Genomic DNA, 4,100 nt, shown 5'->3' on the forward strand with positions numbered 1-4,100 from the left:
CTCCCGCTCGCGCCCGGGCAGTCGGCGCCCGACCCGTTCGAGGCCGCCACCGTCTCGACCTACAACGCCTTCGCGAACACGATCTTCCGCGACAACGCGGCCCTGATCGGCCGCGAGGGGGACGCGACCGTGCTCTCCGAGGCCTCCGCCTGGCATCTCGCGCGGGGAGTCGTGGCCGACACGGCCGATCCGCGCATCCTCGAGGTGGAGGCGGGCATCGACCGGCTGACCGACCTCGTCGTCTCGCTCGCGCACGACCTCGCCGACAACCTCGCCGATCCGGCCGCGGTCGCCGCGTTCGCCGAGGACTTCCTCCGCCTGGGCGAGCTCCCGCGTGGAGGCAGCGGCTCGGGGCTCTACCGCGAGCTCGAGAAGGCGCTGCAGGCCGTGGGCGCGCTGCCGGTGCTGACGGCGCTCGCCGAGCGGTTCCAGGAGGCGAAGGCCGAGCGCGGCTTCGTCGAGTTCTCGGACCAGGTGGCCCTCGCGCTGCGGATCGTCGACAGGGTGCCGCGGATCGTGGACGAGCACCGCGCGAGGTACCGGGTGGTGCTCCTCGACGAGTACCAGGACACCTCCGTGCTGCAGACCCGCCTCCTCTCGCGGCTCTTCGCCGGGCAGGGAGTGATGGCCGTGGGCGACCCGCACCAGTCGATCTACGGCTGGCGCGGTGCGAGCGCCGAGGGGCTCGGCCGCTTCGGCACCGATTTCGGGGGAGCGGGCCGCTTCTCCCTCAGCACGAGCTGGCGCAACGGCCGCCGCGTGCTGACCGCCGCGAACGCGATCGTGGAGCCGCTGTCGGCGGGGAGCGCGGTCGCGGTCGACACGCTGAGCGCGGGGCCTCAGGCCTCCGAGCACCCGGTCGAGCTCACCTTCCCCGAGACGATCGAGGAGGAGGCGGACGACGTCGCCGCCTGGTTCGCCGGGCAACTGCGCGAGAACGCCGAGCCGCCGTCGGCCGCGGTGCTCTTCCGGGTGCGCGCGCACATGGACCGCTTCGCCGCCGCGCTGGCGAAGCACGGCGTCCGGTACCACATCCTCGGCATCGGGGGCCTGCTGCGGCAGCCCGAGATCGCCGACCTCGTCGCCGCGCTCACCGTGGTCGAGGACCCGGCCGCCGGCAGCGAGCTCGTCCGCCTCCTGGCCGGCGCCCGCTGGCGTCTGGGCGTCCGCGACCTCAAGGCGCTGCGCGACCTCGCCTCGTGGCTCGCGGCGCGCGACCACGCCCACCGGCTGCTCCCGGAGGAGGTGCGCGAGCGGATGCGCGCGTCCGTCACCGAGGGCGAGGGCGGCTCGATCGTCGAGGCCCTCGACTTCATCGCGGCGCGCCGCCCCGGCGACGACGGGCGGATCGACCACTCCGCGCTCGGCGGATTCAGCGCCGAGGGCCTGCGGCGCCTGCACGAGGCGGGCGCCCTGTTCGCCCGGCTGCGCGCCCGGGCCGGGCTCGACCTCCTCGACTTCGTCACCCTGGTCGAGCAGGAGCTGGGCCTGGACATCGAGGTCGAGGCGAACGAGTCGCGCGGGGACGGCCGCGCCAACCTCGAGGCCTTCCGCGAGGCGGTGGCCGGGTACCTGCAGACGGACGACCGCGGCGCCGGCACCGGCTCCTCCCTCCGCGGATTCCTCCGCTGGCTCGTCCTCGCGGACAAGCGCGACGGCCTGGCCCCGCGACCGGAGGACCCGGAGCCGGGGACGGTGCAGCTGCTGACGATCCACGGCTCCAAGGGTCTGGAGTGGGACCTCGTCGCCGTCCCGCGGATGGTCGACGGCGAGCTCCCCGGCACGCCGGTCGAGGGCTTCCGCGGGTGGGTCAGACTGGGCGCGATGCCCTACGCGTTCCGCGGCGACGCCGCCGAGCTCCCCGATCTCGCCTGGCGCGGCTGCAGCACGCAGAAGGAGGTCGTCGACGCGATCGGAGCGTTCGGCGACACCCTCCGCGAGCGCAACGAGGCGGAGGAGCGGCGTCTCGCCTACGTGGCCGTCACGCGGGCGCGTCACCACCTCCTGCTCAGCGGCTCGTGGTGGGCCGGCCAGGCCAAGCCGCGCGGACCGGGCGTCTTCCTCCGCGACCTCGAGGAGGCCGGCACGATCCCGCCGCTGCCGACCGAGCCCGCGAACGAGGAGAACCCGCTCGAGCGGGCCCCGCGCACGTTCCGCTGGCCCCACGATCCGCTCGGCTCCCGCGGCGACCGGGTCCGCGCCGCCGCCGCCCGGGTCCGCAGCGCCGAGCCCGCTCTGCTCGGGGCGCGCGGCGACGACATCCGCCTGCTGCTCGCCGAGCGGGCGGTGCGGCTGGCCGGGGGCGAGCGCACGCCGCTGCCCACCCGCATCCCCGCCTCCCGGTTCAAGGACATCGTCAGCACGCCGGACGAGGTCGCGGCGCAGCTGCGCCGGCCGATGCCGGAGCGCCCCTACCGGCAGACCCGGCTCGGCACGACCTTCCACTCCTGGGTCGAGAACCGCTTCGGCGTCCAGGGCGGGGCGGAGGCGGTCGACACCTTCCCCGACGAGCTCGACGACGCCGGCCCCGCGAGCGTCGAGCAGGAGCGGCTCGACGCCCTGATCGCCACCTTCGAGCGCTCGGAGTGGGCCGACCGGCGCCCGGAGGCGGTCGAGATCGAGATCCACCTCCAGCTCGCAGGCCACGTCGTCGTCTGCAAGCTCGACGCGGTGTACCCGACGGAGGACGGCGTGCAGATCGTCGACTGGAAGACCGGGCGGGCGCCGAAGGACCCCGCCGACCTCGAGCTCAAGCAGTTCCAACTCGCGCTGTACCGGCTCGCCTACTCGCGCTGGCGGGGGGTGCCGCTCGAGAGCGTCGACGCCGTGTTCTACTTCGTCGCCGACGACCTCGTGCTGCGGCCCGAGCGGTTCTACTCCGAGCGCGAGCTCGCGGAGTCGCTCTCCTCGGCGACGGGAGCGAGCCCGCGGCCGTGAGCGGAAGAGCCCGTGCGGGCTCCCGGCGTGCGGTTGAGCAGCTCCTCGACCTCTGAGACCGCCAGCACCGGGCCGGTGTCGGTCGAGAGGGGCGCGGAGAGGTCGCCGAGCACGCTGTCGACCAGCGTGTCGAGCATGGCGACCGCGTCGTCCACGATGGCGGAGTCGTCGGTCTCGGTGCCGTGCAGCAGCCAGCGGGCGAGCTCGAGCTCGGCGTAGAGCTGGGCGCGCTGGCGGATCGTGCGGTCCACTGCTCCCGCGCGCATCCGGGAGTAGGCGGAGAGCGCCGTCTCGGAGCCCGGGGCGCTCAGCAGCCAGTGCAGGTCGCGCGCCGGGTCGCCGACCCGCAGCGCCGCCCAGCCGAGCACGGCCGCGACGACGTCGCCGGAGCGGAGGAAGGAGTCGGCGGTCATCGCGCCGTTCACCACGGTCGGGTCGAACTGCCAGAGCGCCTCGTCGGAGGAGGCCGACTCCCAGCGCGCGACGAGCGCCGCCGGGACGTGGCCGGTGTCGGCCGCGCGCTCGATCACCGCGACCGTCTCGTTCACGCTGTCGCGCGCGGTCGCGATCGGCAGGCCCGCCTCCTGGACGAACGACACCGGGAGCGAGTGGATCGCCCCGACGGCCCGGCCGATCGAGTCCGCGAGCCCGCTCTGCGCGGCCACGTCGTCGATGAGGACGCGATCTCCCTCGAGGTACTCGTAGACGACCGCGCGGGTGCCGTCGAACGGCGTCTGCCCGACGCTCTCCTGCAGATCGAAGGGCAGGCGGCTGCGGATGCCGGCGGTCAGCGCCCGGAGCGCGACGAGGTCGCCGAGCTGCTCCTGCTCCGCGAGCGCGGACGTGGGCACGCGCACGACGAGGCGGGCGCCCTCGCGCGTCGTCAGCAGGGCGGAGTCGAAGTCGCCGTGCGTCGAGGAGGTGAAGGGGCGCGCGGAGCGGACGTCGAGGCCCTCGACGGCCGAGGTGGCCAGCGCGGCTAGAGTGAGATGGGATCTGGCCATGTTTTCCAGGGTAGGCGGCTCGTGCCCGGCCGGCCCGCCGCCACGCGCTGTCCCGCCGATGCCGTCGAAGGCCCGCGACAGCGGTCCTCGCGGCCCCCGTCACGAAATGAGCCCCGGATGTCACTGCCCTTCGCCGATCGCCTCCCGCTCTCGCGACAG

The 4,100-nt window shown here is 74.7% G+C and carries 2 protein-coding genes; one reads left to right on the forward strand and one right to left on the reverse strand.

Going from position 1 to position 4,100, the window contains the following annotated elements:
* Positions 1–2,937, forward strand: a 2,937-nt coding sequence (locus C5C33_RS17855) for an ATP-dependent DNA helicase (protein WP_104261771.1), incomplete at its 5' end; no start/stop codon positions are given.
* Here the strand turns inward: C5C33_RS17855 and C5C33_RS17860 are convergent.
* Complete coding sequence (locus C5C33_RS17860) at positions 2,874–3,941, reverse strand: phosphotransferase (RefSeq protein ID WP_104261772.1); 1,068 nt, start codon at positions 3,939–3,941, stop codon at positions 2,874–2,876. The genes C5C33_RS17855 and C5C33_RS17860 overlap by 64 nt on opposite strands.
* Positions 3,942–4,100: the final 159 nt, after the last annotated feature.

Source organism: Rathayibacter sp. AY1H3 (assembly GCF_002932015.1).

Excerpts from the sequence above, each read along its gene's own strand:
- C5C33_RS17860 (WP_104261772.1), bottom strand. The coding sequence starts at position 3,941 with ATGGCCAGATCCCATCTCACTCTAGCCGCGCTGGCCACCTCGGCCGTC.